This is a genomic window from Methylophilus glucosoxydans, from assembly GCF_042676145.1.
Lineage (GTDB): Bacteria > Pseudomonadota > Gammaproteobacteria > Burkholderiales > Methylophilaceae > Methylophilus > Methylophilus glucosoxydans.
The window spans coordinates 1,473,228-1,498,093 of the sequence record NZ_JBHTJW010000002.1 but is presented as its reverse complement, the minus strand read 5'-3'; the positions used below and the strand labels follow the sequence as shown (position 1 = coordinate 1,498,093).

18 protein-coding genes and 1 other RNA gene are annotated in these 24,866 nt (G+C 52.4%); 8 read left to right on the top strand and 11 right to left on the bottom strand.

Annotated elements, in window-relative coordinates; translation table 11 throughout:
* Complete coding sequence (locus ACFQ1T_RS09835; protein ID WP_379076102.1) at positions 1-444, bottom strand: winged helix-turn-helix transcriptional regulator; 444 nt, start codon at positions 442-444, stop codon at positions 1-3.
* A 146-nt stretch (positions 445-590) separates the two neighbouring features.
* On the opposite strand from ACFQ1T_RS09835, the gene ACFQ1T_RS09830 reads away from it, so the two are divergent.
* Together ACFQ1T_RS09830 and dinB are read left to right on the top strand one after the other, a co-directional pair.
* Entirely contained in the window at positions 591-1,076 is a 486-nt protein-coding gene (locus tag ACFQ1T_RS09830) for an ester cyclase (protein ID WP_379076099.1), read from the top strand.
* A gap of 407 nt (positions 1,077-1,483) precedes the next feature.
* Entirely contained in the window at positions 1,484-2,641 is a 1,158-nt protein-coding gene (dinB, locus tag ACFQ1T_RS09825) for a DNA polymerase IV (RefSeq protein ID WP_379076096.1), read from the top strand.
* 33 nt (positions 2,642-2,674) lie between these two features.
* On the opposite strand, the gene mutL is transcribed toward dinB, so the two are convergent.
* A complete protein-coding gene (gene mutL / locus ACFQ1T_RS09820) occupies positions 2,675-4,564 on the bottom strand; it encodes a DNA mismatch repair endonuclease MutL (protein WP_379076093.1) in 1,890 nt (629 codons plus the stop codon).
* A 34-nt stretch (positions 4,565-4,598) separates the two neighbouring features.
* Between mutL and ACFQ1T_RS09815 the strand changes: the two genes are divergently transcribed.
* Positions 4,599-6,122: a helicase-related protein gene (locus tag ACFQ1T_RS09815; protein WP_379076090.1), complete on the top strand. Its 1,524-nt coding sequence runs from the start codon at positions 4,599-4,601 to the stop codon at positions 6,120-6,122.
* 95 nt (positions 6,123-6,217) lie between these two features.
* On the opposite strand, the gene ACFQ1T_RS09810 is transcribed toward ACFQ1T_RS09815, so the two are convergent.
* Together ACFQ1T_RS09810 and tsaE are read right to left on the bottom strand one after the other, a co-directional pair.
* Complete coding sequence (locus ACFQ1T_RS09810; RefSeq protein WP_379076087.1) at positions 6,218-7,543, bottom strand: N-acetylmuramoyl-L-alanine amidase; 1,326 nt, start codon at positions 7,541-7,543, stop codon at positions 6,218-6,220.
* A complete protein-coding gene (gene tsaE / locus ACFQ1T_RS09805; protein WP_194747702.1) occupies positions 7,534-7,992 on the bottom strand; it encodes a tRNA (adenosine(37)-N6)-threonylcarbamoyltransferase complex ATPase subunit type 1 TsaE in 459 nt (152 codons plus the stop codon). The genes ACFQ1T_RS09810 and tsaE overlap by 10 nt, the downstream gene beginning before the upstream one ends.
* On the opposite strand from tsaE, the gene queG reads away from it, so the two are divergent.
* Complete coding sequence (gene queG / locus ACFQ1T_RS09800) at positions 7,991-9,103, top strand: tRNA epoxyqueuosine(34) reductase QueG (protein ID WP_379076084.1); 1,113 nt, start codon at positions 7,991-7,993, stop codon at positions 9,101-9,103. The two genes, tsaE and queG, sit on opposite strands and share 2 nt — an antisense overlap.
* On the opposite strand, the gene ACFQ1T_RS09795 is transcribed toward queG, so the two are convergent.
* Genes ACFQ1T_RS09795 through glgC form a run of 4 tightly spaced genes read right to left on the bottom strand, consistent with a single transcriptional unit; the run spans position 9,095 to position 14,583 of the window.
* Entirely contained in the window at positions 9,095-10,042 is a 948-nt protein-coding gene (locus tag ACFQ1T_RS09795) for an ROK family protein (protein WP_379076081.1), read from the bottom strand. The genes queG and ACFQ1T_RS09795 overlap by 9 nt on opposite strands.
* On the bottom strand, positions 10,035-11,492 hold the full coding sequence (gene malQ / locus ACFQ1T_RS09790) for a 4-alpha-glucanotransferase (RefSeq protein WP_379076078.1): 1,458 nt from the start codon (positions 11,490-11,492) through the stop codon (positions 10,035-10,037). Before malQ ends, ACFQ1T_RS09795 begins: the two co-directional genes overlap by 8 nt.
* 28 nt (positions 11,493-11,520) lie before the next feature.
* Complete coding sequence (locus ACFQ1T_RS09785) at positions 11,521-13,224, bottom strand: glycoside hydrolase (RefSeq protein ID WP_379076075.1); 1,704 nt, start codon at positions 13,222-13,224, stop codon at positions 11,521-11,523.
* Positions 13,225-13,260: 36 nt separating this feature from the next.
* A complete protein-coding gene (gene glgC, locus ACFQ1T_RS09780) occupies positions 13,261-14,583 on the bottom strand; it encodes a glucose-1-phosphate adenylyltransferase (RefSeq protein ID WP_194747711.1) in 1,323 nt (440 codons plus the stop codon).
* Between the two features lie 220 nt (positions 14,584-14,803).
* Here glgC and glgB point away from each other — a divergent pair, with 220 nt between their 5' ends.
* Together glgB and pgi are read left to right on the top strand one after the other, a co-directional pair.
* A complete protein-coding gene (glgB, locus tag ACFQ1T_RS09775) occupies positions 14,804-17,020 on the top strand; it encodes a 1,4-alpha-glucan branching protein GlgB (protein ID WP_338654299.1) in 2,217 nt (738 codons plus the stop codon).
* 126 nt (positions 17,021-17,146) lie between these two features.
* Entirely contained in the window at positions 17,147-18,799 is a 1,653-nt protein-coding gene (pgi, locus tag ACFQ1T_RS09770; protein WP_275355392.1) for a glucose-6-phosphate isomerase, read from the top strand.
* A gap of 71 nt (positions 18,800-18,870) precedes the next feature.
* On the opposite strand, the gene ACFQ1T_RS09765 is transcribed toward pgi, so the two are convergent.
* The 3 genes from ACFQ1T_RS09765 to ACFQ1T_RS09755 form a co-directional block, all read right to left on the bottom strand.
* Positions 18,871-19,512, bottom strand: a complete 642-nt coding sequence (locus ACFQ1T_RS09765) for a response regulator (protein WP_275355394.1) — start codon at positions 19,510-19,512, stop codon at positions 18,871-18,873.
* A gap of 81 nt (positions 19,513-19,593) precedes the next feature.
* Positions 19,594-20,712 carry a PAS domain-containing sensor histidine kinase gene (locus ACFQ1T_RS09760; protein WP_338654301.1) on the bottom strand — a complete coding sequence of 373 codons (1,119 nt, stop codon included), beginning with the start codon at positions 20,710-20,712 and terminating at the stop codon, positions 19,594-19,596.
* A 118-nt stretch (positions 20,713-20,830) separates the two neighbouring features.
* Positions 20,831-22,633 (bottom strand): GGDEF domain-containing protein, encoded by a 1,803-nt coding sequence (locus ACFQ1T_RS09755; RefSeq protein WP_379076069.1) that lies wholly within the window; start codon positions 22,631-22,633, stop codon positions 20,831-20,833.
* Between the two features lie 203 nt (positions 22,634-22,836).
* Here ACFQ1T_RS09755 and ffs point away from each other — a divergent pair.
* Both ffs and dnaX read left to right on the top strand, forming a co-directional pair.
* Positions 22,837-22,933, top strand: an RNA gene (gene ffs, locus ACFQ1T_RS09750) — signal recognition particle sRNA small type.
* A 126-nt stretch (positions 22,934-23,059) separates the two neighbouring features.
* Positions 23,060-24,850, top strand: a complete 1,791-nt coding sequence (gene dnaX, locus ACFQ1T_RS09745; RefSeq protein WP_379076066.1) for a DNA polymerase III subunit gamma/tau — start codon at positions 23,060-23,062, stop codon at positions 24,848-24,850.
* Positions 24,851-24,866 lie beyond the last annotated feature (16 nt).

Sequence of the window (24,866 nt, the reverse complement as noted above, 5' to 3'; positions counted from 1 at the left end):
TCAAAAACGTACCACCCTCACACCAGAGGCAGCCTCGGGATTGGAGGCTGCCTGCTGCGCCTGATCATAATCACGTTGCGCTTGCAACACCTCATCCATATGCGTCTCAGACCAGTCCCGCAATGCGGCTAGCAGGCCCACCAGCGTGTTCCCCAGCGGGGTTATCTTGTACTCCACTCTTGGCGGCACCTCAGGATACACCGTACGCGCAATCAGCCCGTCCCGCTCCAACCCACGCAATGTTTGTGTCAGCATCTTTTGTGAAATTCCACCAATCTCGCGCTGCAAGGTGCTAAACCGCTTGGTTTCATTCTCCAGCAACCCCAATACCAGCACCGTCCACTTATCTGCTATCCGGTTCAACATCAAACGTGTCGGGCACGCTGCCTGATACGCATTCCAGCTACTGACAATCTGCAACGGTTGTTCTATCTGTTCCAGCATGGTTTTCCCTCGGTATCCAAGACGTTCAAGTGAGTAACAAGTGCATAAGTTACTTTAAGGTGCCTACTTACTAAAAGTAACCATTGAAATTATGATGCGCAACACCTACAGCACGCAAGCATTTTCAACTCACTTAAGGAAGCCATATGCATCTATTCAAATCGCTGCTTACCACCTTGCTATTCACCACCCTGTTAACCAAAGGAACCCTCACCATGGCACAAGACCAAACGCAACAAAACAAACAACTGCTGGCAGACTTTGCCACTGCCGTCTTTGTGAAAAAAGACCTGAGCCAACTGCCCAACTTCATGCAGGCAGGCTATATTCAACACAACCCGCTCGTGCCACAAGGCCTGACTGGCTTCGAGCAATTCTTTAGTGCCTGGTTTAAAGCCGTACCAGACTGGCACTATCAACTGGAAAAGCTGGTCGCCGAAGGGGACACCGTTTGGGCGTATGGCGTGTATTCAGGGACACAAAAAGGCGACTGGTTAGGCATCCCGGCTACAGGCAAGCACTACAGTATTTACGCCGTGGATATTTTCAGGATCGAGAACGGTAAACTGGCCGAGCACTGGGATGTGCTGGATGCTTATGGCTTGTTCAAACAACTAGGCGTTATTCAGTAACTTTCACCGATTAAAAAGGCCTATCCAAGATAGGCCTTTTTTGCGCCTACCGCAATATCCGCTACCGCACTGCTTAAAGCGATTTAAACTATATGATCCAACCGCGGTATTAATCAATCAGTACATCGCTGTTGAAAAAACGCATGCAACACAATCATTACCGGGAAACGGAACGAATATGCCGCCCAAGTGGGCTATTACTACGGCGGTTTTCATAGCGGATAAAGCAATGGTGATTGTAGAGGCCGTTTAAAAAAGCACTCTTGGACAAGAATTGTTTTTAAGTACTATCGTGGGATAATCCGGCTTTGCAAGCTCCTCTATCTCTTTGGCTGCCATCCTTGATACTTCATTTTATGCGTAAATTTCTGATTGTTAATCTGCTGATCAATTAGTGAGTGCCGGACATGTCAGACCAAGAGCTAAGACGCATCGCACATATTGATATGGATGCTTTTTTCGCATCTTGCGAATTGTCACGCTACCCGGAGTTGAAAGGCTTGCCCATGGTGGTGGCCGGTGGCTCCTCACATGTGCCGAGGATCAGAGAAGATGGCACACGCGAATTCTCGCGCTTGCGTGATTACGCAGGGCGCGGCGTGTTGACCACAGCCACCTACGAAGCGCGGGCGCTAGGCTTGAACTCGGCCATGCCCACCATGCAGGCAGCCAAACTCGCGCCCGATGCGGTCTTGCTACCGGTCAACTTCGAACTCTATCGCCATTACTCGCAGTTGTTCAAAGCAGCGATTCGCAGCATCAGCCCGCAGGTGGAGAATATCGGGATTGACGAGGTCTACGCCGATGTTTCAAGCCTGCCAGGGGATGCTACAGAGATTGCACAACAGCTGAAATCGGCCGTATTCGCTGCCACCGGCCTGACCTGTTCTGTCGGGATCGCCCCCAATAAACTATTGGCAAAGTTATGCTCTGAAATGCAAAAGCCAGATGGCATCACGGTCATCACGATGTCAGATGTCCCCAGCCGCATCTGGCCGATGGCGGCAAAAAAGATCAATGGCATTGGTCCCAAAGCCAGTGCAAAACTCGAATCGTTGCAGATTAAGACCATAGGCCAAATCGCAGCTATGAGCGAAGCCTGGCTTGTTCAACATTTTGGCAATCGCTATGGCAGGTGGTTATACCGTGTTTCCCGCGGGCAGGACGACAGACCGGTCGTGACAGAAAGCGTCCCGGTCTCCATGAGCAGGGAGACCACTTTCGAACGTAACTTGCATCCGGTGAGAGACAAACCAGCGCTGAGCGAGGCATTTACCCGCTTATGTGAACGTGTCGCCAACGATCTGCAGAAGAAAGGCTATACCTGCTGCAAGGTCGGGATCAAGCTGCGTTTTGAGGACTTCAAAACGGTCACGCGTGACCTCACCTTGTCCACAGCGATCAGCGATGCGAAATCGTTACGGCTTTTTGCTGGAAAATGCCTGAAAAGGATAGATTTAGATAAGAAAATACGATTGTTAGGCGTTAAAGTCAGCGGTCTGCTGCGTGCTGATCGTGTAGACCAGACGGATTCAGAGCAATTTACGCTAGATTTTGACGAGTAAGACGCACACGCTTTTAAAATCGGGGCTAGACGGCTACTGCCCCCGCATAAACATCTTGTCCAAATCGGCCAAACTCACCTGAAACCAAGTAGGTCTGCCGTGATTGCACTGCCCGCTTCTTTCAGTCGCTTCCATATCACGCAACAAGGCGTTCATTTCAGTAATGGTCAGTTGCCGGTTAGCACGAACGGCAGCGTGGCAGGCCATGGTACCCAGTACTTCGTTTTGGCGTTCTAACAGCACGCGGCTGGCGCCATATTCGTGTAAGTCGCATAATACAGCACGGGCCAACGCGACGGCATCGGCATCTTGCAGCATGGTGGGGATGGCACGAATGGCAATTGTGGTGGGTGACAAGGTAGCCAACTCAAAGCCCAGTTGCTGTAATGTGTCGCTGCCTTGCAAGGATTGCAGCGTGGCAACTTCAACTTTTTCGGCATAAAAACTGATGGGGATCAGCAACGGCTGAGTTGCGATGGCTTGCTCGCTCAGGGCATTTTTCAGGCGCTCGTACATGATGCGCTCATGCGCGGCGTGCATATCGACCACCACCATGCCTTGGGCGTTTTGGGCAAGGATATAAATCCCATGCAACTGCCCTAGCGCAAAACCCAACGGGTATTGTTGCGGCAGATCTGGCGTGGGTTGTATCGGCTGATCCAAGGCCACCACCGAGGCAAAAACCTCTAAAGAATTACTTTCAAGGATGGTCGCTTGATCCATCGCGGCCGGTTTTAAGTCGCCGTAGAGTTGACCATAAAACTGCTGCGCCATGTCACCCCCGTTGCTGATATTGGTGGGGTAGCTGCCGCCAAAGGCCGGGCGATTGTGCAGTGGCATTTCCACTTGTTCGCGTGGCATGCTAAACACAGAGGCATCCGTGCCTGGGCGGAAGGGATTAAACGGCGCTTGCACAGGCTGACTGGCTTGTATCTCGGCAGATGTTTTGCCCAGGGCCTTGTGCAGGCTATGAAAAATAAAACGATGTACCGCTTGCGATTCGCGGAAGCGAACTTCGGTTTTGGCGGGATGCACGTTGACATCGACCAGGGAGGGATCCAGCTCAAGAAACAGCACAAAAGCGGGATGTTTATCGCCGTGCAACACATCCTGATAGGCTTGCTTGATGGCGTGTGCAATCAGCTTGTCGCGCACAAACCGGCCATTCACAAACACATATTGGCTATCGCGGCTGTGGCGCTGGTAAGTGGGCGAAGCGGTCATCCCCCATAGGCGCAAGCCACCGCTATCCTCTTCTATCCAGAGACTTTGTGCAGCAAATTCGCTCCCTAACACATCAGTGATGCGTTGCTGCGGGGTATTGGCCGCCAAGCGGCTAATGGCTTTGCCATTGTGCTGCAACAAAAAACCGATATTCGGACGCGACAGGGCGACGCGCGTAAAGGCATCTTCACAATGACCAAACTCGGTATTTTCGGTTTTGAGAAATTTGCGCCGCGCCGGGGTATTAAAATACAAATCATGTACCTCAACAATAGTGCCTGCATCCAGTGCGGCCGGGCTCAGCTGCGGCGCTTGCGTGCCTTCTGCGGCGATTTGCCAGGCATGACTGGCGCTTTGCTGACGGCTGGTTAGCACAGTACGCGAGATAGAGGCGATACTGGCCAATGCCTCGCCCCTGAAGCCCAGGCTGCCAACTTGTTCGAGATCTTCAAGACTCTCAATCTTGCTGGTGGCATGCCGTGTCAGCGCCAGGGCCAATTCATCCTTGGCAATCCCGTGACCATTGTCGGTGACTTTCAGCAGCTTGATACCGCCTTGTTGCAAGGCCACCTGAATCTGCGTGCTTCCAGCATCCACACTGTTTTCAAGCAGCTCTTTCAGGGCGGAGGCTGGGCGCTCAACCACCTCACCGGCGGCAATTTGAGAAATCAGTTGATCGGGGAGAAGTTTAATTTGCATCTTGGCATTTTAAACCGTTTGGTAGAATGACTGTATGTTCTCACAAGAATTTCAGGCGTATTTATCTCGCTTTGCCCTCGCCCGCCAGCTGGATCGCCAACATCATTTTTATGTCGGGCCCACCAACTCCGGCAAAACCTATCAGGCACTCGAAACCCTGCGCCAGGCTGAGTCTGGTGTTTATCTCTCACCATTACGTCTGCTGGCAATGGAGGTCCGCGACCGGCTGATGCAGGCCGGCGTCCCTTGCAATCTGGTGACTGGCGAAGAACGTGTCATGGTACCCGGTGCCAGACACACCGCCTCCACCATCGAAATGCTGCGGCCAGACCACGCCGTAGATGTCGCAGTCATTGATGAAATCCAGATGCTCATGGACCCGGACCGTGGCAGTGCATGGACGGCGGCACTGGTCGGGGTCCCGGCAAAACAAGTATTTATCTGCGGGGCCAACAGCGTCACCATCAGCTGTACCCGGGTGCTAGATGCGCTCAACGAGCCCTACACTCTCACTCATTTACAGCGCATGACACCGTTGCTGATCGAAGAACATAGTATTTGCGGTGCACGCTACCACGCCGCCAAACTACGCAAAGCCCTGCAAACCGGTGATGCCATCATCGCCTTTAGCCGCAAAGATGTGCTGACACTGGCTGCGCGTATCCGCCAATGGGGGCTGTCTGTCGCCACCATCTATGGCGCCCTCTCGCCTGAAGTCCGCCGCGTCGAGTCTGCGCGTTTTGCCAGCGGCGAGGCGCACATCCTGGTCGCCACAGATGCCATAGGCATGGGGCTCAACCTGCCGATTCGCCGCGTGATTTTTGCCAATATCCACAAATTTGACGGCATCGCCTCACGGCCGCTCAACGCCACCGAAATGCGCCAGATTGCCGGTCGGGCCGGACGCCATGGCCTGTATGACACGGGCTATGTCACCGTCCTGGAAGACGACGAACAATGGCATTTGCAGGCCATGTTAGACGCCGATGACACGGTGCCACCATTTGCCTTGCCGATTGCGGTTGGTGATGGGGATATTGAAGCGCTGAGTTTACACATCCCTACCTGGCGACTGGCCGAATGCATGGAGTACCTGCACAAGCAATATGCCAGGTCACCCGGCCAGCATGTCTTGCAGTGGCAAGTGACAAGCCTGCAACACCAGCAAGCCATGCTGATAGACCAAACCGCACCGCAACTCTCCATGCGGGACAAATACCGCTTGATGTGCGCCCCGCTCGCGATCCAGGTGCCGATTGCACGGGACTATTTTTTGCAATGCGTGCAAGCCGTCGCTACGCAACAAGCCAGGTCATTGCCGCAAATGCCAGAATGGCTGAATGGCCAACAGGCGCAATATCTGGAGCAGGCTGAACTCATATGCCAGCATTTGAGCTTGTATAGCTGGTTATCATATCAATATCCACGCATCTTTGTGGATAGCGCATTGATTGATGACGCCAGGAAAAAGCTCAATGGTTTTATTGGTCGGGCGTTGAGAGTTCAGGCGGGCTATGGCAAGACGCAAAGAGAAGCAGAATTAGGGCAATACTTTTAATAGCACTTCTACCAAGAACGCTTACGGCGTCCTTTTCGCATGTAGGCAAAAATAAGTCCAATCATCGAATGACTTTTGAATCAAATAAATAACACTTATTTTTTAGCGAAGGAAGGATTGGTCGCAATATAAGACTTCACGCCAGATAAAATCGCATTGACCAACTTATCCTGATAAGCATCATCATTCAACCTGGCTTCTTCTTCAGGATTGCTGATAAACGCCGTCTCGACCAGAATCGAAGGGATATCCGGTGATTTAAGCACCGCAAACGCCGCTTGTTCAACATACTTGGAATGGAGCGTATTGATTTTAGCGATGCGGCCCAGCACGGCTTTACCCATGCGGATACTGTCGTGAATAGTGGCGGTTTGCGACAAATCGAGTAAGGTTCTTGCCAGGTCCATATCGCGGGTATCAATCGCCACACCACCAATCAAGTCTACCGCGTTTTCCTTTTTCGCTAGGTAGCGGGCGCCGGCACTGGTGGCGCCACGCTCAGACAGGGCAAACACAGAAGACCCTTTGGCTGTGCTGTTCACAAACGAGTCGGCATGGATGGAAATAAACAAGTCGGCCTTGGCCGCGCGTGCTTTTTTGACACGGTCTCCCAGTGGCACGAAATAATCGCCATCGCGGATCAGGATCGCTTGCATGTTTTCTTCGGCATCGATCTGTTGCTTGAGCTTGCGCGCAATGGCCAAAGTAATGTTTTTTTCGTGGCTGCCATTGGAACCGCGTGCACCAGGATCTTCACCGCCGTGACCGGCATCGACGGCAATGGTAATGAGTTTTTGGCCAGGTTTTGCCTGTTTGAGTGGTTTTTCAACTGGCTTGTCGGCCACTTTGTCCGCCGGTTTTTCGGCAGATTTTTCCACCATTGGATTGGCATTGTCTGGTGTGGGCTCGGCTGCTTTTTCAGCAGGTTTGTCGTCTTGACGTGGCACTTCTTGCAATTGCCGGGAAGGTGTCAGTACCGGGCTCGCCATGGCTGACTCGACAGGACCACTCGCAGGGCCTATGCTGATGGCCAAGCGTTGTTGCGAGCTGCCCGCATTCATATCGGTGACCTGCGGTTTGATATCAGATTTGATGTCAAAGACGATACGCGCCGTTTTCTCGGTAAACGGCGCAATGCGGATTTTAGACAGGTAAGGATGTTGGGCATCCAACTGCAGCGCGAGCGCTTTCAGGGTCGGGCTGATGGCAACACCGTCCATATCAATCACCACGCGGAATGGATTATCCAGCGTGAAGACACGGTATTTGACTTGCTGGTCGAGCAAAAGCTCGACATGTGCCTGACCGCCTTGCTGCTGCAAATTGGCCAGGATGACTTCAGCGGCATGTGCGGCCTGACTCAGAATGAATAACAGGACTGGCAATAGCCAGCCCAGGCAATGCTTACGCTTTACTGGCATAGTGTTTCCAAGGCCAACGCCTGCTGACTAGTGATGTGCAGCACACGGCCGTGCGGCAGGATATCAAAGCGAATCTCGATGTCTGCGACAGGCAATAGCTCGGCTGCACGCTCAGGCCACTCGACCAGGCAAACACTGGCAGGGTTGAAATAATCGCGGAAGCCGGCAGCTTCCCATTCCTCTGCATCCTGAAAGCGGTAAAGATCAAAGTGATAGCACGTGGCGAATGGCAGCATATAGGGTTCCACCAGCGTATAAGTGGGGCTTTTCACTTTGCCGACATGCCCCAAGGCATGCAGCATGCCGCGCACCAGCGTGGTTTTACCGGCCCCCAGATCACCGTGCAGGTAAATGACCTGCCCAGGCTGCAATTGCTTTGCCAGCACGCTTGCGGCATGCACGGTCGCTGCTTCGTCTTTTAAAATCTGTGTAGAATACGTTTCTGTCATGTCACATCAATCACATCCCGTCCCGATTCAACTGCCTGATGTTCATGTCGCTGCGCAAATGGCAGCGACCATCAAGGGCTGGGCGCGAGAACTGGGGTTTGGCAATATCGGCATTACCGATACCGACTTGTCTGCCGCGGAGCCTGAATTTTTAAAGTGGCTGGACAAACAATACCACGGCGACATGGATTATATGGCAAAACATGGGACCAAGCGAACCCGTCCGGCAGAATTGGTGCCTGGCACCTTGCGCGTGATCTCGGTCAACCTCAATTATTTGCCCGCAGATGCAGCCGACGGCTGGCAGGTGCTGGAGAGCCCTGAGCAGGCTTATGTCGCCCGCTATGCCATGGGGCGCGATTACCATAAAGTGATGCGGCAAAAATTGCAGCAATTGTGTACCCGCATCACCGAGACCTTTGGCAGTTTTGAATACCGTGTATTTGCCGACAGTGCGCCGGTGATGGAGGTAGCACTGGCGACCAAAGCGGGTGTGGGCTGGCGCGGCAAACATACGCTGCTACTCAATCGCCAGCAGGGATCATGGTTTTTTCTGGGGGAAATTTATACCAACCTGCCGCTACCCGTGGACCCGCCCATCTCAGCACATTGTGGCAGTTGCACTGCGTGTATTGATGTCTGCCCGACCGCTGCCATCGTTGCACCTTACGAACTAGACGCCCGCCGCTGTATCTCTTACCTCACCATAGAACATCAAGGCAGCATTCCCGAGGAGTTAAGGCCACTGATGGGCAACCGGGTGTATGGCTGTGACGATTGCCAGCTAACCTGCCCGTGGAACAAATTTGCCGTCAAGACCTCAGAGCCCGACTTTGCGGTACGGCATGGACTCGACAGCTTGAGCCTGGTGACCTGTTTTGGCTGGACCGAAGCTGAATTTCAGCAAAAAATGGCGGGGAGCGCGATCTACCGCATAGGCTACACGCAGTGGTTGCGCAATATTGCCGTCGGCTTGGGTAATGCGCCGACGTCGATGGCGGTGATTGCAGCACTGAAGCCACGGGCACAAGACGAAAATGCCTTGGTGCGGGAGCATGTAGCCTGGGCACTGGCGCAACACCAGGCGCACGCGCATGAAGGGTTATGCTGAGCGGGTGGTGGACTCGGCCAGCAAGGCAGCACCCAACATGCCCGCAATATCGCCAGAACGAGATAGATGAACCACGATCTTGCCTCTGAGTACCGGGATCAAGTCAGCTTCTAGCCGTTGATAAAACGCCTCAGACATCAGCGACCATGCGGCAACCACGCCACCGCCAATCAAAACGGTGCCAACATCAACCACCTTGAGTACACTCGCCAGCATTTGCGCCAGTTTGCGACCAACATCCGCGTAGACTGCGCGCGCATGTTCATCGCCCTGCTCCGCAGCCAGCGCAATCTCCAAAGCACTCCTTGTCTGGCCAGTCAACTCGGCATAGCCTTTGCTGATGCCGGTGGCAGAAGCATATTGCTCGACGCAGCCGTGGTTACCACAGCCACACAAGCGGCCTTGATGCTCGACAATAATATGCCCAGCCTCGAGCGCATAACCATGCTGCCCGGCCCAAACATGACCATTCACGACCAAGCCGGCACCCACTCCGGTGCCCAGGCCCAGATAAAGCAAGCCACCAGCAGGCTGACCAAGCAGGCTAAATTCCCCAAAGGCTGCAGCATTGGCATCGTTCTCGACCCGGATATTGAAACCAAGCCGGGCACCCAGATCGTGGCCCAGATTCACGTTCAACAAGCCCGGTAAATTGGGCGATTGCGCCAGGATGCCCGTGTGCGGATCAATAAAGCCGGGAAAACCAATGCCTATACTCTGAATCGCCGGATATTTTTCAAGCAATGGCTGGATGGCTTCTGCCGTAACCGCAATAATCTTTTGCCAGGCCTGTGCTGGCGAGTGCTGCTTGCAAATGGCAGAATAGTTTGCCTCAAAACGCGTTTCTTCAATCAGGCGCAGATCAGAAAACACTCCTAAACGCAGATTGGTCCCGCCCACATCCAGACCCAAACGATAAACCGGAGTCACATCACGCATGGAAGCGGCCACTTTCTTCAACACTGTGTCTAAAAGACAATAATTTCTCTTCACTCAGTTGCGACCATTGCATGCGCCAACACCAGTTACCTTCTATGGTGCCTGGTGTGTTCATGCGCGCCTGGCTATCCAGCGCGAGAATGTCTTGCATGGGGATAATTGCCAGCTTGGCCTGGCTCTCCAGGGTCAGTTTAATCAGGGCGGCGGGCATTTGCGGAGGATGTTGATTCAGGTAATCATGTAAATGATTACGCACATGCTCTGGCGCGGTGAGGTACCAGCCCAGGGTGGTATCGTTATCATGCGTGCCGGTATAAGCGACGCTGTTTTGTTCTATGTTTTCTGGCAAGTAAGGATTATCCTCACCGCCACCAAACGCAAACTGTAAAATTTTCATGCCAGGCAAGTCGAATCCATGGCGCAAGGCATCCACTTCTGCGGTGATAATGCCCAAGTCCTCAGCCACCAGACTCAGCTCCGGGAAGGTCTCGGTGATGGCGTTTAACAGCGCTTCACCTGGTGCCTCTTGCCAAGTCCCGTTAATGGCAGTAGGCTCTTCTGCGGGGATTTCCCAAGCGGCCTGCAAGCCCCTGAAGTGATCAATCCGTAGCACATCAAACAGCTGTGCCTGCGTATCGATACGCCCCAGCCACCATGAAAACCCATCTTTTTGCATGGCCAGCCAGTCGTAATGCGGATTCCCCCAGCGTTGTCCGGTTTCAGAGAAATAGTCTGGCGGCACACCCGCTACTACGGTCATGTTGAGGGTGTCATCCAGCTTGAACCATGCGGGATGCGCCCAGACATCGGCACTGTCGTAAGCGACAAAAATCGGGATATCGCCAAACAAGCGAATGCCGCGCTGATTGGCGTAACGCTTGAGCTGCGCCCATTGCTGAAAAAACACATACTGCGTAAATTTAATCAGCGTCAACGGCTCCTGGTGCGTGGTCCGATAAGCTTGCAAGGCTTGTGGATCATGCTTGCGGTAAGCTTGTGGCCATTGCTGCCAGCTTTGATTATGGTGCTGCTCACGCAAGCAGCCAAACAAGGCAAAATCTTCCAGCCAGTATTGCTGCGTCTGACAGAATCTCGCAAACCCTGACCACGACAGACCATGGCCTTCGCCATGTGTGGGGGCGCTGCCTGACTGCACGCGCGCCATGACTTTGGCCATCAATGCAGGCAAACTCAGCGTGAGCTCATTGGGCAGACACCAGCCATCAAGCTGTAATTGCTGCGCGCTGATCATGCCGCTATGTCCGGCATGCGCGGAGACACTTTGATAGGGCGACTGGTCTCCATGTGGCTGGTTGACCGGCAAGGTCTGCCACACCGATACGCCCATTTTGACCAGGGTGTCTACAAAACGATAGGCCTCTGGGCCGAGATTGCCCTCAGGCAATGAAGTGATGTGCATCAGCACACCCGCTTGTCTATGTTGCGTCATGGATTGGCATTCAAATCAGTTGAAAGAATCAGGCGTTGCCCCGGCGCATTGTGCCTGCATTTTCGGCATCGCCACCGCCCAGACTGATGGGTTGTAACAAATGTGCAGGGGCTGTCAGGCCAAGTAATTTGTAGAGGTTGCTCAAATTACGGCGATAGAGTTGGTCAAAACTTTGTACGCTTTGGGCGCTGTTGTAATCGCCAAACCACCAGAACCAGTCCGAGCCTTCGCACAGGGCCAATTGCTGCTGGCATTTTTGTTTCTGTTCGGCTGAAAGTTGGTGTATCTGTTGATCATAATGCCGCTTGGCTTCGCACAACAGATCCCAGGCACGGTTTTTGGCCGGTTCCCCAATCCAGGTACTAAAGGTGCCATAGACCCAACTCCCGGCGCAAATATCATCCAGCAAGCGTGGCGCTGGCAATGCTTGTTTCTGCTGCAAGGCGAGAATATCGCTAAAAGTCGTCATCTGGATATCCGGATGCTGCGCCAGCGCCTGATAGAGCTCGTGCAAGAAATAATAACCGTTGTATGGATAGTATTCCCAGGCATTCTCGCCATCCAGAATCACGCTAACCACCGGCGTCTCTTCACTGTTGGCCAGGATATGCTCCAGCGACTGAATAAAGTCATGCACCGCTTCGCTTGCGTATTGCTTGGAATACTCAAAGCCGATTTTGTCAGACAGATGATCGTCACGGAAAAAGCACACAATATCCTGCTGACCATTGGTGATTTTATAAGGCTGATACAGGTATTGCGATGGCGTGTCGTGCGGCAGACCGAGTTTACGCAAGCTGTTGGCCAGCACACCCTGGCCAGTGGCCGCCCAGGCCACGCCCTGCTCTGCCAGCAACGATAGTGCAGGATGTGAGACCGCGCCTTCAGCAGGCCACATGCCATTGGCGGGCTGACCAAATATTTTTTCATGATAGCGCTGTGCCGCCTGCACATGAGCAATCGCACGCGGATAACCGTCTGGATAGGTGGCTGACTGCGGCAACGGCGCATCGGGCATGGCGTCACGCGCACTTTCCAAATCAATGAGCAATGGCAAGATGGGATGGTAGTAAGGCGTGGTGGTCATTTCAATGCGGCCTTTTTTCAGCAAGGCCTGATAGCGCGGCAAAATGCCTTGCAAGGTCTCGCTGATCACGTCTAATAGCGCTTGCCTGTCTTCCAGGGTAAACAGCACGCCTTTTTGCATCAGGGTTTGCACAGTTTTGTTTTTGCGGCGCAAGCTCTCCCCCGTCCATGCCAGGTGGTACCAGACCAGCAAGTCCGCTTTATATTGCGCCGAGAGATAATGAAACTGGCCGTTTTGCATGATAGGCGCCACCAGTTCATACAGCTTGAGCAAGCGCTGATAATGCGGAAAAGGACTCAACATTTTTTCATGGTGTGCCTTAAAACAGCTGTCCACAATCAGGCGACACTCTTCATCCGTGATGTTTTCCAGATTGGGATTTGCCAGCAAACGCAGTAATGGGTCGCGCCACTGTCCGGACCGTGACTGCTCAGCATAATCTTCGAGCTGCTCCACCAGAATAGGTACAAAATTGAAGGTTACCCTGGCGTTTGGATTTTGCTCCAGGTGAAAGGCCATATCACTGTAATCCTTGAGCGCATGCAAATACGTCCATGGCAGCACAAACTCGCCTGTCACCAGATCACGGTAATCCGGTTGGTGCATGTGCCAATATAAATTTAAGAGCAACTTTTTATCGGACATCCTTCAACCTCTTTCACTCACTCAAAGACTTTTAAACTACTTCACACGGTATAAATCTTGGCCCAGCATGTCGGGTGTGACCAGTACGATGCCTTTTTCAGAGACATGAAAGCGCTTTCTATCGCGCTCCAGATCGACACCGATCTGCATGCCAGCAGGAATCTCGCAGCCGCGGTCTATCACTGCGTTGCGCATGATGACCCCCTCGTTAATTTTGACCTTGGGCAGCACTACAGCGCCATCCAGATCGGAATAATCCGCTACATGCACGCCGGAAAAAAGCACTGAGTTAGACACGCAAGAACCACTGATCAGGCAGCCCCCTGACACCAGCGAGTCTGTCGCCTTGCCCGTACGGCCTTCATCCTTGAATACAAATTTGGCCGGCGGCAGTTGTTCCTGATAAGTCCAGATCGGCCATTCACTGTCATACAGATTGAGCTCTGGAATCACCTTGGTCAGCTCCATATTGGCTTCCCAGTAGGCATCTATGGTTCCCACATCCCGCCAGTAAAAGTTGTTGCCTTGTGCACCGACGCAACTATCGGTAAATCGGTGCGCCTGTACCCGGTATTTTTTGATGATGTAAGGAATAATGTCCTGCCCAAAGTCGTGGTGTGACTTGCGGTCATAAGCATCCCGGATCAATTGTTCGTACAAAAACTTGGCATTGAAGATATAAATACCCATGCTGGCAAAAGCCACCTCGGGATTGTTCGGGCTAGGCTTGGGATGCGCTGGCTTTTCATCAAAGGCGATCACGCGGTCGGTGGCGTCCACCTCTAATACCCCAAACCCTTTGGCGTCTTCGAGCGGCACATTGATGCAGGCAATGGTCATATCGGCATTGCTGCGCGCATGCGTCGCCAGCATTTTGCCGTAGTCCATTTTATAGATATGGTCGCCGGCCAAGACCAGAATATATTCGCCGCCATTCTCTCGCAGCAAATCAATATTCTGATAGACCGCATCAGCCGTGCCTTTGTACCACTCCTCGCCCAGACGCTGCTGGGCAGGAATAATGTTGACGTATTCGTTAAACTCCCCACGCAAAAAGCCCCAGCCGCGCTGAACATGCTGAATCAGGCTTTGCGCTTTGTATTGGGTCGCCACATTAATGCGGCGGATGCCAGAGTTAATGCAATTAGACAAGGGGAAGTCGATAATGCGGAATTTGCCACCAAACTGTACAGCCGGTTTGGCCCGCCAGTCTGTGAGGTTTTTTAACCGGCTGCCACGACCACCCGCCAGGATAATGGCAACGGTATTTTTCGTCAGGTTACTGATAAACCGGTCGGAGGGACGTTCTTGCCGCCGGTTGGCTTTACGACGTTCAACAAACTCTGCTACTTGAGACATGATGCTATTCCTGTTTTTCCTGATCCTGGGAACCAGCCTACAGTCATTATTGTCAGCGTTGCGCGTTTCAGCAGAGACGACACAAGGCTTTGCATCTGCAGGTCTGACATCCACAGTCTGCATGATAATTGGGGTAAAGACAACGAAATTCCGGGGGCGAATGACGTAAATCTTAACTTTTTTTGATAGCATGGAATCTGCTTAACCGGATACCGACAGCATGACTGCCAAAGCTTCTCATCAAATTGCCACCGACAATCATCATTTGCAACGGATTTTAGACGCTACCCATCATAATCCCTTTGAATATTTGGGGTCGCATCAGAATGCGAAAACCAAACGCTGGCAGGTGCGTGTGTTCATACCAACGGCAGAACAAGTATGGCTCAACAATGGCAAAAATTGGCAGCCCATGCAGCAGGCGCATGCCCAGGGCTTGTTTATTTACGAGTCAGACAGTCCTGTTTCAACCCCTGCCCCACTGCAAATTCAGCCCAAGGGGCAAGCTAGCCGTTACGAAACCCTGGATGTCTATGGTTTTGACAGCACCGTGTCTGCCGATGACCTGTATCTGTTTGCTGAAGGTCGTTTTTACCAGGCCTACAATACCCTGGGCGCGGTCCCCATGCAGGTGAATGGGGTGGCGGGCGTCCGGTTTGCTGTCTGGGCGCCCAATGCGTCACGGGTCAGTGTGGTCGGCAACTTTAACCAGTGGGATGGCCGTATCCATGCCATGCGTGTCATTGGTAGCACCGGTGTTTGGGAGTTATTTATTCCCCACCTGACCGAACATGATTTATACAAATTTGAGATCCGCAACCGAGAGCATGGCTATGTCATGCTCAAGGCCGACCCCTATGGCAGAGCCTTTGAGCCTAGACCCGGCACGGCCAATCGCATCTGCCATAGCGAGTACACCTGGCAAGATGATGGCTGGTTGCAGCAACGCCAGCAGCATGACTGGCTGCATGCACCCTTTAACTGTTATGAAGTGCATTTAGGCAGTTGGCAACGAGACCCAAACGGCCACTTTATGGGCTATCGCGCCATGGCAGAGGCACTGATTCCACATTTGTTAGAGATGGGCTATACCCATATCGAGCTGTTACCAATTGCCGAACATCCGCTGAATGAATCCTGGGGTTATCAGGTGACGGGCTACTTTGCCCCCACCCAGCGCTATGGCAGTCCGGATGATCTTAAGTATTTTATTGACCGCTGTCATGCCGCCAATATCGGCGTCATTCTGGACTGGGTCCCTGGTCACTTCCCCAAAGATGACTGGGCGCTGGCGCGTTTTGATGGCACGGCGCTGTATGAACATGCAGACCCCCGCCTGGGCGAACATATGGACTGGGGCACCTATATCTTCAATTATGGCCGCAATGAAGTGCGCAGCTTTTTACTCAGCAATGCTTATTACTGGCTGCAAGAGTTTCACATTGACGGCTTGCGTGTGGATGCCGTGGCGTCCATGCTTTACCTGGATTACTCGCGCAAAGATGGAGAATGGTTGCCTAATGTCTATGGCGGACGTGAAAACCTGGACGTGATCGAGTTTCTCAAGCAACTGAACGTGATGGTGGGCGAACGCTTCCCCGGCGCATTGACGATAGCCGAGGAATCAACGGCCTGGCCCGCCGTTTCGCGACCGGTCTATGCCGGGGGCCTGGGGTTCAGTATGAAATGGAATATGGGCTGGATGAATGATGTCCTGACCTACATGCAACTGGATCCGGTCTACCGCCAATACCACCATAATCGCCTGACCTTTGGTCAGATGTACGCTTATTCCGAGAACTTTGTCCTGCCGTTCTCGCACGACGAAGTGGTCCACGGCAAAAAGTCCTTACTCGAAAAAATGCCTGGGGATGATTGGCAAAAATTCGCCAACTTGCGTCTGTTGATGACCTTGCAAATGACCATGCCAGGTAAAAAGCTCAACTTTATGGGCAATGAAATTGCCCAGCGCCGTGAGTGGCGTGTCAACCAAAGCCTGGACTGGCATTTACTTGAAGACACTGCTGCTGACCATGACCTGCATCGAGGTATACAGCGCGTTTGCAAGGACCTCAACTGGCTCTATCGCCATCAAAGCGCACTCCATGCCCATGACTTTGATGCACAGGGCTTTCAATGGATAGACTGCGAAGATGCCGCGCAATCAATATTAAGCTACGTCAGACGCGGCAAAGACCATAGTTTTGTTATAATCCTACTTAATTTCACACCGGTACCGCGCCATCAATACCGTTTGGGCGTACCACAATCGGGTTACTATCAGGAATTGTTTAACAGTGACGCCGCTTGTTATGGTGGCAGCAATGTTGGTAATGGTTCCGGCTGTCCTAGTGACCCCGTGCCATGGATGAACCAGCCAGCCTCCATCAGCCTAAACTTGCCGCCACTTGGGGGTGTCATACTTCAGTTACAATAACTGGTTACACTGACTATATGATGTAGCCTGGCAGTAAAGATTTTTGGCCAGACAAGAAAATTCAGAGATTGCCTTGTCTGGCCCCGTAAATTTAATTGACTTGAAAAACGATAGTAACAACACGACATGGCAAAACTAACCACACATCCGAGCTGGCATGCGCTGAACCAGCATCAAATTGAAATGCGCGATGTTCAAATGCGCGATCTGTTTAACCAAAACCCCAAACGCTTCGAAGAATTCAGTTTAACGGTGGACGACATCCTGCTGGACTACTCCAAGCACCGTATCACTAAAGAAACCCTGTCCCAGTTATTCCAGTTAGCGCGCGACTCAAATATTGAGCAATGGCGCAGCCGCATGTTCAGCGGCGAAAAAATCAACATTACCGAAAAGCGTGCAGTGCTGCACACCGCCCTGCGTAACCGCAGTAATACACCGGTGTATGTGGATGGCAAGGATGTGATGCCAGAAGTGAACGCCGTACTGGCGCAAATGCGGGCCTTTACCGAGCAAGTACGCAACGGCCAATGGACAGGATTCACCGGCAAACGGATTACCGATATCGTAAATATCGGTATTGGTGGCTCAGACCTCGGTCCAGTCATGGCATGTGATGCGTTAAAACCCTACGCCAGCCCCAACTTGAAAGCCCACTTTGTTTCCAACATTGATGGCGCGCACTTGATGCGTGTGCTGGAAGTCTGCGACCCTGAAACCACCCTGTTCATCGTTGCCTCCAAAACCTTTACCACCCAGGAAACCATGACCAACGCGCACTCAGCGCGCCGCTGGTTCCTGCAAGCAGCTAAACAAGATCAGCATGTGGCCAAACATTTTGTCGCGCTGTCCACCAATGCCAAGGCCGTGCAGGCATTCGGCATAGACACCAACAACATGTTTGCTTTCTGGGACTGGGTAGGTGGTCGTTACTCCCTGTGGTCAGCCATCGGTCTGTCCATTGCGCTCTATGTCGGCATGGACAACTTTGAACAGTTGCTGGCAGGCGGTCACGCCATGGATCAGCACTTCTTGTCGGCGCCACTGGAACAGAACATGCCTGTCATCATGGCCTTGCTGGGTGTCTGGTACAACAATTTCTTCCATGTTGATACGCACGCGATTTTGCCTTATGACCAGGGCATGTCTCGCTTTGCGGCCTATCTGCAACAAGCAGACATGGAAAGTAATGGCAAATTTATTTGCCGTGACGGTAGCCGCGTCAGCTACAAAACGGGCCCGGTCATCTGGGGCGAAGCTGGCACCAATGGCCAGCATGCGTTTTACCAGTTGATTCACCAGGGCACACAAATGGTTCCGGCAGACTTTTTGATGCCAGCCAACAGCCATTACAAAGTGGGTAGCCCAGACGATCAGCACCATAAAATCCTGCTGGCTAACTTCCTGGCACAAACCCAAGCCTTGATGTTGGGCAAAACCCGTGAAGAAGCACGTGCCGAACTGGAAGCACAAGGCATGAGCGGCCAGGCACTGGAAGATCTGCTGCCGCATAAAGTGTTTGAAGGCAACCGCCCAACCACGTCTATCCTGTTTAAACAGCTCACACCCTTTACCTTGGGTAAACTGATTGCGCTTTATGAGCACAAGATTTTTGTGCAAGGCATGATCTGGGACATTAACAGCTATGACCAGTGGGGTGTGGAATATGGTAAGCAGATTGCGAGCCAAATTCTGCCACAGCTGAATACCAACGAGCCGGTAAACAGCTTTGATAGCTCAACCAACGGCTTAATCAATTACGCGAAGAAAATTTCATAGCATATTGATTAATATTAAAAAAGGCCTCTATTGAGGCCTTTTTTTATTGTGCGGTGCTATCTCAAGCGCCCCTAAACCAATTGGTTCTTGATGGCGTAATGGGTGATATCGGCATTATGTTTAAGATGCATTTTTTCGAGCAGCCGCGTCCGGTACATGCTGACCGTTTTCACCGACAATGCGAGTTTATCTGCAATCTCACTGACTGACTGCCCGGAAGCAATCATGCGCATGACCTGAAACTCGCGATCTGAAAGGGTTTCGTGCAAGGCCACCGCATAATCATTCCCCACCTGCTCGGCCAGAATCTCTGCCACGTTGGGGGTAATGTATTTTTTGCCTTTGGCCAGCGTGTGTATGGCGGTGAGCAATTCTTCTGACGCCGTATGCTTGCACAGGTAGCCAGAAGCGCCAGAACGAATGGAGCGCACGGCATACTGCTCTTCCATGTACATGGAAAGCATCAAGATGTTGAGCGCAGCATTTTCTCGCTTGATGAGCTTTAAGGCTTCTATGCCAGTTTTATCCGGCAACGAAATGTCCAGTAGCATGACATCGGCAGCCACTTCACGTACACATTTAATCGCCTGCGCAACATTCTCCGCCTCACCGACGACATCAATATCCCCACTCGCAAGCAATATTTGCTTGATGCCAGAACGTAAGATGGCATGGTCATCTACGATAATGACTTTTATTTTTTGTATATCCAACCTGACCCCTCTGTTTTGCTGGTTGCACCATGGCTAATCCAGAAACTGCGCTGTTGATTGTAAATCGGATCAGCCATTCTGTCACGACTCTGCGGGCTTGAACGGTGCTTGCACCCGGATACAAGTGCCAGACGCGGCGCTGGAAGATTCAATCTGGCACTCGCCCCCCAGTGCCGCGGCCCTTTCCTGCATACCTCTCAGGCCAAATGCGTTCGATTTGATCTTGTCGGCAGGGGCAATGCCGATGCCATTATCCGTGATGTTCATGAATAACAGCTGATCCTTGAGGCTGAGCTCCACTTCGACCGCATTGGCCTGCGCATATTTGGCGATGTTCGAGAGCGCCTCCTGACAAATCCGGAACAACGCCATGGATTGGTCGGGATCACACTCCAAATCATGACAATTGGTGAGAAATTTTGCCGAGATGCCTAATTGTTTTTTGAACTGGCTCACCTGCCACTCCAGCGCATCCACCAGCCCCAGATCGAGAATGTTGGGTCGCAAATTGCCAGAAATACGATGTACGGAATCAAACGTCTGGTTGATGATCCCTTGCAACAAATGCGCTTGCTCGAGGTTGACCGGCTCACCGGCCTCAATTTGCTGGATGATGGTCGACAAGCCCAGCTTCATCGCGGTCAGGTTGCCGCCGAGGTCATCATGAATTTCACGCGCAATCGACACGCGCTCCTGCTCTTTGACCTGGTTCAAGTGCGCCGTCAGTGCCTGCAGATCTTGCCTGGCTTGCTCGATCTCCTGTTTTTCATGCTTGCTCTGGCTAATATTGAGCATAATGCCATCCCATTGCACCGCGCCCTGCCCCAAGTCTTGCACGGTAGCCCGGATATTGACCCATTTCATGTCTTGCCAGTCGGCAATCCAGATTTGTCCTTCCCAATCCAGGCGCTTGTGTTGCCGGGCGGATTTTTGCAAGTTTTGCTTGAACAGATGGGCGGAAGGTTGATCCATGGCATCAAACAGGGTGTTGGCATCCTTGAGCAATGCTGCGGCCGGGATACCCAGCAAGGCTTCGCAGCCCTCACTCACATAAGTAAAAACCACTTGAGCATCTGCAGTCATATGCATCTGGAACACGAGTCCAGGAATGCTGGAAACAATGGCGGAGAATCTGCGCTCGCTTTCATGCAAGGCGTGTTGGACACTATCAATAGGAAAATGGCTGGCTGGCGTAGACACATGGCACCTCAATCAAGATGCCAGCTAGCATATCATGCCAACCCACGGCTGGATATGACAGTCAGTGATCCCGGATAAAACCGCTGTCGATCAACAAAGTGCTGACCAAGCGCACAAGCTAGGGATTGACGCTGCCAACTAGATCAGTTTCAGTCATCACCCGGTTTTTACCGCTTTTTTTGGCCAGGTACATGGCCTGATCTGCGCGCAACAAAATGGCACTGACATCGTCCTCTTTCTGGAACAAGGCGACGCCTGCACTAAAGGTGATGAGCAGCTTTTGGTTATTACCCATGAAGTACTCTTTGGTCAGTGATCGCTGCAAGCGCGACATAATGATCACCGCCTCTTGCAAGTCGGTCTTGGGCAGAATGACAACAAACTCTTCGCCGCCCATTCTGGTCACAATATCCGTCGGCCTCACCGCACGTTTAACCACTGAAGCCAGATGTTTGAGCGCAGCATCCCCGGCGGCATGCCCATGCTGGTCATTAAGCGATTTAAAATTATCGATGTCGAGCAAAGCCACACTAAATGACTCACCGCTACGCTGAAAACGCGCAATCTCGGCCTGGAAGGCATCGTCCATACCGCGGCGATTGAGCACGCCGGTGAGTTGGTCAATTCTGACGACCTCACTCAACTGCTGCAACTCCAGTTGCAATTGATCAATACGGTCTTGCGTATCCGTTGCCTTGCGCTGTTGGATAAGCAAGTCATCGCGCGAACGCAGGATGTCGGTCTGCATGACAGAAGTATCGCGCATCAACTGGTTGACCAGCTCATTAATTTTAATCAAATCATCAGTTTGAGAGAGCTCTTTGGCATAGGTCTCGATTTTGCCACTGTAGAGTTCGCTGGCTTCACCCATATATTTGAGCTTATCAATAAAAGTACTGATTAAGGTTTTAAATGAGTTCCTCGCCTCAATCAGACTGTGCTTGACCAGTCCTTGCTTGTAAATAACCTCTTTGAGGCTTTTTTCGGCTTGTTTAAGCTTGGTTCTATCCAGCGGACCGGTAATAATCGACTGTACAGCATAGACCTGACCACTCAGCCAGCTATCTTCAGCCACCAGTTCACCGATATTTTCCAGTAGCAAATGCAACAAGTCGATAATGTCGCCGCGCACGTCATCTTCTTGCGCGCCAATCACCTCGACCCGCATCAATAACGCTTTGAGTGACTTGGCCAAAGCCTCCCACTCTTTCAGCTTTTTGGCGCGCTCGGCAGATTCCTGCAAGGCCACCGCTTCCGCCTGCAAGTCTGGATACCCTTGCAAACGGGGAATCAAGCCCAGGTAAAGTGTTTGCTTCAACAAGGTCTGCAAAATGGTAAAAGCGCCATGGAACTGCTGTACTTCAGAGGGCAAACCTTGTTCACTGGATATATCCAAGACAGGTTGCGACGTCGATGCTGTGGCCGCGTCAGCCGCATCAGTCAAGGCAATCCCCTCAACCCGGGCTTCAGAAGGCAACCACATATTCGCCATGCCGATCAACTTGTCGGACAGGCTCTCGTCATCACCAAAATTAATGAGCACACGTTCCAGCGTCTCACGCTTTCTGGCAGTATCTATGCCACTGCGCTTGTCGTCCCAGGCTTGCAATAAAACACGAATCGCCTTGGGCCATTTGGTGGAATGACTAAGCTGCTGTTGCATGGCCTCAGTCAGCAATTCCCCCAATCCTTGCCAGTTATCCTGTTTCAGGACTTTTTCCCAGCGGTTAATCCAGTTGGTTTGCTCCAGGGTGTCGTGGGGCAACTGCTTCAGTGCCTTGCGCAACGCACTGGCAGCATCCTCCTTCACCGGTTTACCTGCAATCTCATAGTAAATTTGCATGTAATTGTCCGGTGTCGGTTCGACACGCCTGACAGCCATTTGCTTGATGGTTTCACGTGCAACTTCTGAAGCTGTCATGGATGATCCGTTTGCTGCCATCGTTTTCTGCCAAATCACACTAAAATTAATAGGATGCAAATATTATGCGGGGCGATGATTGGAATTTATTGGTGTATAAGAAGGTAAATAATTGTTTATTTCAGAAGCTTTACCTCTGCAGGTGAAATGGGGCACGGCGAAAATAAGGCGGTAAAAAAACGTTTTTGCGTTACAATAGCGTCCGCGGGCCTCCCCGCATTGTAAGGTAGCCAACCTGGTCAGGTGCGGAAGCAAGCAGCCACAACTATCGAGCAAGTGCCGGGGGTTGGGCTCGCCCCTTCTCTCCAGCCCTTCTGTTTGTCATGCCAGCGTTGATCTCAATGTTATGGTTTGTGGCAAGCATGAGTCGGCAAATTAGGCTAAAGTACAGGTTTGCCTTATTGCTTTTAATCAGTAGAGTGCGCGATGTCTTACCAAGTGTTGGCGCGTAAATGGCGCCCCAAATCTTTTGCCAGTCTGGTGGGCCAGGACCATGTAGTCCAGGCCCTGAGCAATGCTCTGAGCCAACAGCGCCTGCATCATGCTTACCTGTTTACCGGCACCCGTGGCGTCGGCAAGACCACCCTATCCCGTATTCTGGCAAAATCGCTGAACTGTGCGACCGGCATCACCGCAACGCCTTGCGGCGAATGCGAAGCATGCCGTGCGATTGATATCGGCCGTTATGTAGATTATGTGGAAATGGATGCAGCCTCTAACCGTGGCATCGCAGACATGGTGAGCTTGCTGGAGCAGGCGATCTACGCACCGTCTTCCGGCCGTTTCAAGGTCTACATGATAGACGAAGTGCATATGCTGACCAAAGAGGCGTTTAATGCCATGCTGAAAACGCTGGAGGAGCCGCCTGCCCACGTCAAATTCATTCTGGCGACCACAGATCCACAAAAAGTCCCGGTCACCATTTTGTCGCGCTGCCTGCAATTCAATCTGCGCCAAATGGCCAGCAGTACCATTACCGCCCATTTGCAAGACATTCTGAGCCAGGAGCAAATTCCATTTGAGGCGCCCGCATTACAGCTGATAGCGCGTGCGGCCAATGGCAGTATGCGTGACGCGCTCTCACTGACCGACCAGGCAATTGCTTATGGCAACCAGTCCGTCCGTGAAAGCGATGTGCGTAGCATGCTGGGGGCGATTGACCAGAGCTACCTGTATGATTTGTTGCGGGCGTTGATCGCACAAGATGCAGCCAGCCTGCTCAATATCGCACAGCAAATGGAGTCGCGCAGCATTGGCTTTGAAAGTGCCCTGAACGACCTTGCAGCTTTGTTGCATGTGCTAGCTGTCGCGCAATACGCGCCGCAATCGATTGCGGACGATCACCCCGAGCGGCAGAACTTGCTGGAACTTGCTGCAGCCTTGCCCGCAGAAACGCTGCAGCTGTATTATCAGATTGCTATTTTAGGTCACCGCGATATTGGCCTGGCCCCGGATGCTTATGCAGGCTTTACCATGACGCTGTTGCGTATGCTGGCATTTAAAGCCGATGCAACGGCTACCACACCCGCGCCCCCGTCAAGCACAGAAGGTCATGGCCGTGGCAGCGCTCCGAGTATTGGCAGCGCGCGCGCCGCCTTGGCGCAAAGTTATCAAGCCAGCAGCGCAACCAACCCTGCAACAGCGGATCATGCGATGCGCAAGCGTGCGGTGGAACAGGCTCCCGAAAGTGCTACTGAACCAGGCGCATCTTTCACCACTGCCCCCCTGGCAGAAATGTCGCAGCCAGCGCTTTCGGCCCCAGCACCGACAGCCGTTGCCAGTGAAGCAGTACATGTTGCAATGCCTGAGACGCAAGAAACAAGCGCTGCATTGGACTGGGATGGCAACTGGCGCGCGCTGGTAGAGAACCATTTGAGCAAATTGGGCCTGGTACGCGCACTGGCACAAAATTGCGAGCTGGTCCAGTTTGAGGACGATGCCATGACATTGCGGATTAGCGAGTCACATAAACACCTGGCCAGTGCCAATTATCTCGAAAAACTCAATGCTGCTTTAAACAGCCATTTTGGCCGCCGCTTGCAACTGATCATCACCACCAGCCAGGAAGCCAATACGCCCGCCAGACAGCTGGCCGTCGAAAAAGCAGAATTACAGGATCAGGCTACACAAGCGATTATGAGTGACCGCTTTGTGCAAGGCCTGATGCAGGAAATGGGCGCAACGATAGTGCCAAATTCCATTAAACCCTTACATTAACCACACGTAACTTCAG

What these genes read in the sequence shown, in the direction of transcription:
- ACFQ1T_RS09795 (WP_379076081.1), bottom strand. Translation starts at nt 10,042, where the DNA reads ATGCGTGATGTGACTCCGGTTTATCGTTTGGGTCTGGATGTGGGCGGG.
- ACFQ1T_RS09755 (WP_379076069.1), bottom strand. Translation starts at nt 22,633, where the DNA reads ATGACAGCTTCAGAAGTTGCACGTGAAACCATCAAGCAAATGGCTGTC.
- mutL (WP_379076093.1), bottom strand. Translation starts at nt 4,564, where the DNA reads ATGCAAATTAAACTTCTCCCCGATCAACTGATTTCTCAAATTGCCGCC.
- queG (WP_379076084.1), top strand. Translation starts at nt 7,991, where the DNA reads ATGTCACATCAATCACATCCCGTCCCGATTCAACTGCCTGATGTTCAT.
- ACFQ1T_RS09785 (WP_379076075.1), bottom strand. Translation starts at nt 13,224, where the DNA reads ATGTCCGATAAAAAGTTGCTCTTAAATTTATATTGGCACATGCACCAA.
- tsaE (WP_194747702.1), bottom strand. Translation starts at nt 7,992, where the DNA reads ATGACAGAAACGTATTCTACACAGATTTTAAAAGACGAAGCAGCGACC.
- glgB (WP_338654299.1), top strand. Translation starts at nt 14,804, where the DNA reads ATGACTGCCAAAGCTTCTCATCAAATTGCCACCGACAATCATCATTTG.
- ACFQ1T_RS09835 (WP_379076102.1), bottom strand. Translation starts at nt 444, where the DNA reads ATGCTGGAACAGATAGAACAACCGTTGCAGATTGTCAGTAGCTGGAAT.
- ACFQ1T_RS09815 (WP_379076090.1), top strand. Translation starts at nt 4,599, where the DNA reads ATGTTCTCACAAGAATTTCAGGCGTATTTATCTCGCTTTGCCCTCGCC.
- dinB (WP_379076096.1), top strand. Translation starts at nt 1,484, where the DNA reads ATGTCAGACCAAGAGCTAAGACGCATCGCACATATTGATATGGATGCT.
- ACFQ1T_RS09810 (WP_379076087.1), bottom strand. Translation starts at nt 7,543, where the DNA reads ATGCCAGTAAAGCGTAAGCATTGCCTGGGCTGGCTATTGCCAGTCCTG.
- pgi (WP_275355392.1), top strand. Translation starts at nt 17,147, where the DNA reads ATGGCAAAACTAACCACACATCCGAGCTGGCATGCGCTGAACCAGCAT.
- dnaX (WP_379076066.1), top strand. Translation starts at nt 23,060, where the DNA reads ATGTCTTACCAAGTGTTGGCGCGTAAATGGCGCCCCAAATCTTTTGCC.
- glgC (WP_194747711.1), bottom strand. Translation starts at nt 14,583, where the DNA reads ATGTCTCAAGTAGCAGAGTTTGTTGAACGTCGTAAAGCCAACCGGCGG.
- malQ (WP_379076078.1), bottom strand. Translation starts at nt 11,492, where the DNA reads ATGACGCAACATAGACAAGCGGGTGTGCTGATGCACATCACTTCATTG.
- ACFQ1T_RS09830 (WP_379076099.1), top strand. Translation starts at nt 591, where the DNA reads ATGCATCTATTCAAATCGCTGCTTACCACCTTGCTATTCACCACCCTG.